Annotated in this window: 4 protein-coding genes; 3 read left to right on the top strand and 1 reads right to left on the bottom strand. The window is 65.1% G+C overall.

Translation table 11 applies throughout. From position 1 onward, the window contains the following. Positions 1–14 precede the first annotated feature (14 nt). Positions 15–509, top strand: coding sequence for a DUF421 domain-containing protein (locus ACSLE4_RS12970; RefSeq protein ID WP_435904857.1), 495 nt, complete (start codon positions 15–17; stop codon positions 507–509). Here the strand turns inward: ACSLE4_RS12970 and ACSLE4_RS12965 are convergent. Further along, entirely contained in the window at positions 489–1,817 is a 1,329-nt protein-coding gene (locus ACSLE4_RS12965; protein WP_435904856.1) for an NCS2 family permease, read from the bottom strand. The two genes, ACSLE4_RS12970 and ACSLE4_RS12965, sit on opposite strands and share 21 nt — an antisense overlap. A 105-nt stretch (positions 1,818–1,922) precedes the next feature. On the opposite strand from ACSLE4_RS12965, the gene ACSLE4_RS12960 reads away from it, so the two are divergent. Both ACSLE4_RS12960 and ACSLE4_RS12955 read left to right on the top strand, forming a co-directional pair. Next, a complete protein-coding gene (locus tag ACSLE4_RS12960; protein WP_435904855.1) occupies positions 1,923–2,453 on the top strand; it encodes a gamma carbonic anhydrase family protein in 531 nt (176 codons plus the stop codon). An 18-nt stretch (positions 2,454–2,471) separates the two neighbouring features. After that, on the top strand, positions 2,472–3,791 hold a 1,320-nt coding region (locus ACSLE4_RS12955), incomplete at its 3' end, for a hydantoinase/oxoprolinase family protein (protein ID WP_435904854.1).

The following is a 3,791-nucleotide window of genomic DNA, read 5'->3' as shown; positions in this document are numbered from 1 at the left end:
AGAGACAGGGTCCAATGTTTTTCGATACGTGGTTCGGACTGCTACGCGTCCTGGTCGTCGGGACGCTGTCCTACGCGGCCCTGATCGCCCTGCTCCGCATCTCGGGAAAGCGGTCCTTGAGCAAGATGAATGCGTTCGACCTCGTGGTGACCGTGGCGCTGGGTTCGACCTTCGCGACCGTGATCCTGAATAATTCAATTCCGTTGGCAGAAGGCGTCCTAGCGCTAGCCCTTCTGATCTGTCTGCAGTTCGTCATCACCTGGCTCTCCGTGCGCTTCGAGCCGGTACAGGACCTGGTCAAGGGCGAGCCGACGCTGCTCGTGCGCGACGGCAACTACCTCATGGAGGCGATGCGGGCGCAGCGCGTGACGAAAGAAGAAGTCGAAGCCGCCCTGCGCGAGAATGGAACTTCGGAGGTCTCTCAGGCCGCTTGCGTCGTCTTGGAGACAGACGGGTCGCTGAGCGTCATCCAAGGACGCGACACCCCCTCAAGCAAAGACAAGCTTTAGCAGGAAGGCGAACGCGATGACGGCCACCGCAGCGTTGATGTCGCGAAATCTTCCCGTGAGCGCTTTCAGGACCACATAGGCGATAAAGCCGAGCCCAATGCCGGTGGCAATCGAGTAGGCGAGCGGCATCATCAAGGCGATGATGAGCGCAGGGATATACTCGGTCGCGTCCTCCCAGTGAATGGCGCCGAAACTCGCCGCCATAAGGCAGGCGACGAACAGGATCGCCGGCGCGGTGGCGTAGACCGGAACGGTGTCGGCGAGCGGTGCGAAAAACAGCGCGAGCAGGAACAGAACGGCCACGACAACCGCCGTGAGCCCCGTGCGGCCGCCCTCCTCCACGCCGGCGGCGCTCTCGATGTAGGCGGTGGTGGTCGAGGTGCCGAGCACGGCGCCGAGAGAGGCGGCGCCGGAGTCCGCCAGCAGCGCTTGGCGCAGACGCGGCAGGCGGCCATCCTTATCGAGAAAACCTGCCTGGCGGGCGACACCGATCAGCGTGCCGGCCGCATCCAAGACCATGACGAGCAGCAGCGCGAGCACCATGGCCATGGTGGTGAGCTGAAACATCCCCGAAAGGTCCATGGCGAGGAAGGTCGGCGCCAGTGACGGCGGCATGGAGGCCAAGCCGTGCCACGGCTCAAGGCCCGACAGGACGGCGATCACCGTCACCGCCAGCACGCCAATGATGATCGCGCCTGGGACCTTGCGCACCGCCAGCGCCGCGATGACAAGAAAACCGCCCGCGGCAAGCAGCGCCTGGGGCTGGGACAGATCGCCCAGCGTGACGAGCGTCAAAGGATCGTGAGCGACGATGCCGGCGTTCTGCAAGGCAATCAGCGCGAGGAACAGGCCGATGCCGGCGGCGATGCCGATCTTCAAATTCATGGGGATCGAGTCGACCAGCCAAGCGCGGATTGGCGTGAGCGACATGGCCAGAAACAACAGACCCGAGACGAATACGACGCCAAGCGCGAGCCGCCAGTCGCCGCGGAGCTCAGGCACCATGGTGAAGGCAAAATAGGCGTTGAGCCCCATGCCCGGCGCAAGCGCGATGGGATAGTTGGCGTAAAGACCCATGATGATCGAGCCCGCCGCCGCGGCGAGGCAGGTGGCGACGAACACCGCGCCCTGATCCATGCCCGCCTGCTGGAGGATCGCCGGGTTGACGAACATGATGTAGGCCATGGTCAGGAAGGTAGCGAGACCGGCGCGCAGCTCCGTCCCGACGCTGGTCCCTTGCGCGGTGAGCCCGAAAAACCGGTCGACTGCGCTTTGCGGCTCTGTTGGTTTTGCTTTCGCCTCGGCCATTCGCCCCCCTTATCCGACCCCTCCTTACTGGATTCCCGCCGCCGCGGGAATGACAAGGGCGCGCGGGGAGGGTATCCACGGCTCTGAAGGGTGAAAGGAGCAGGCATGGCGATCTACGAGCTTGACGGGCAGGCGCCTGAGTTTCCGGCCGATGGGCTCTATTGGGTGGCGGAGACGGCAACCGTGGTCGGCCGGGTGCGGCTCCATTCGGACGCGAGCATCTGGTGGGGCGCGGTGCTGCGCGGCGACAATGAGTGGATCGATATCGGCGCCCGCACGCAGATCCAAGACAACGCCACGCTCCACACCGACCCGGGCTTTCCGCTCACCATCGGCAAGGACTGCGTCATCGGCCATAATGTCGTGCTGCATGGCTGCGCCATCGGCGACAACACGCTGATCGGCATGGGCACGACGATCCTCAACGGGGCGAAGATCGGCGCCAATTGCCTGGTGGGCGCCAACGCGCTCATCACCGAAGGCAAGGCGTTTCCGGACAACTCGGTGATCCTCGGCGCCCCGGCCAAAGCGGTGCGCGAGGTCGACGATAAAGCACGCGCCATGATCGCCCGGGGCGCCGATGTCTATGTGAAACGCTGGAAACAATACGCGGCGGGCTTGAAGCGCATCGCCTGATGCGCGTAACTCCGCAGCATGAGCGGCTCCTCCACCTGGCAATTCTTCATCGATCGCGGCGGCACGTTTACCGATATCGTCGCGCGGACGCCTGACGGCCGTCTCGTCACCACCAAGCTGCTTTCGGAAAACCCGGACAATTACGAAGACGCGGCCATTGCCGGCATCGCCGACCTGATCGGTGTGCCGCGCAAGAAGCGCTTACCGCCCGATCGGATTGGGAGCGTGCGCATGGGCACGACCGTCGCGACCAACGCGCTTCTCGAGCGCAAAGGCGATCCCCTGCTCCTGATCGTCAGCCAAGGTTTCAAGGACGCGCTCGAGATCGGCTATCAGGCGCGGCCCAAAATTTTCGCCCGCCAGATCGAGAAGCCATCCATGCTCTACGCGCGCGTCGCTGAAGTGCCAGAGCGTGTGCGCGCAGACGGCACGGTCGAGATGCCGCTCGATCTCGACGCCACGTGTACCGCGCTCGAAGCTGCACGCAAGGATGGCATCGACGCGGTCGCCATCGTCTTCATGCATGCCTACGCCTACCCCGAACATGAGCACGCGGCGGCGCAACTCGCCCAAGAGCACGGCTTCGCGCAAATCTCGGCGAGCCACGAGGTGAGCCCGCTGGTGAAGTTCGTCGGGCGCGGCGACACCGCCGTGGTCGATGCCTACCTCTCCCCGCTGCTCAGCCGTTACGTGGATCGCGTGGCCGGAGCGCTTTCCGCAGAGAGCGGCGATGGCCCACGGCTGCTGTTCATGCAGTCGTCCGGGGGACTCACCTCGGCGAATCTGTTCCGCGGCAAGGACGCAATTTTGTCGGGCCCCGCCGGCGGCGTGGTCGGCGCGGTGGAGACCGCCCACAGCGCGGGCTTCGCCAAGGTGATCGGCTTCGACATGGGCGGCACCTCCACGGATGTCTGCCATTATGACGGCGCTTATGAACGCACCTTCGAGAGCGTGGTGGCGGGCGCGCGGGTGCGCGCACCGATGATGCAGATCCATACGGTCGCGGCGGGCGGGGGCTCGATCCTGCAGTACGACGGCACGCGGTTCCGCGTCGGGCCGGACTCCGCGGGCGCCGATCCGGGTCCTCTGGCCTATCGGCGCGGCGGGCCGCTCACCGTCACGGACGCCAATGTCATGACCGGCAAGCTCCAGCCGGATTTCTTTCCGCATATCTTCGGGCCCGGCCAAGACCAGCCGCTCGATCGCGCCGCCGTCGCCAAGGCGTTCAAAGCTCTGGCGCGCAAGCTCGGCGGCGGTCGCAACCCGGACGAGATCGCCGAGGGCTTCATCAAGATCGCCGTGACCAACATGGCAAACGCCATCAAGACCATCTCGGTG

Source organism: Methyloceanibacter sp., assembly GCF_051306395.1.
Taxonomy (GTDB): domain Bacteria; phylum Pseudomonadota; class Alphaproteobacteria; order Rhizobiales; family Methyloligellaceae; genus Methyloceanibacter.
The sequence above is the reverse complement of the archived record's forward strand: the minus strand, read 5'-3'. Positions and strand labels throughout refer to the sequence as shown.

Coding starts and splice junctions, on each gene's coding strand:
- ACSLE4_RS12965 (WP_435904856.1), bottom strand. CDS start 1,817: ATGGCCGAGGCGAAAGCAAAACCAACAGAGCCGCAAAGCGCAGTCGAC.
- ACSLE4_RS12970 (WP_435904857.1), top strand. CDS start 15: ATGTTTTTCGATACGTGGTTCGGACTGCTACGCGTCCTGGTCGTCGGG.
- ACSLE4_RS12960 (WP_435904855.1), top strand. CDS start 1,923: ATGGCGATCTACGAGCTTGACGGGCAGGCGCCTGAGTTTCCGGCCGAT.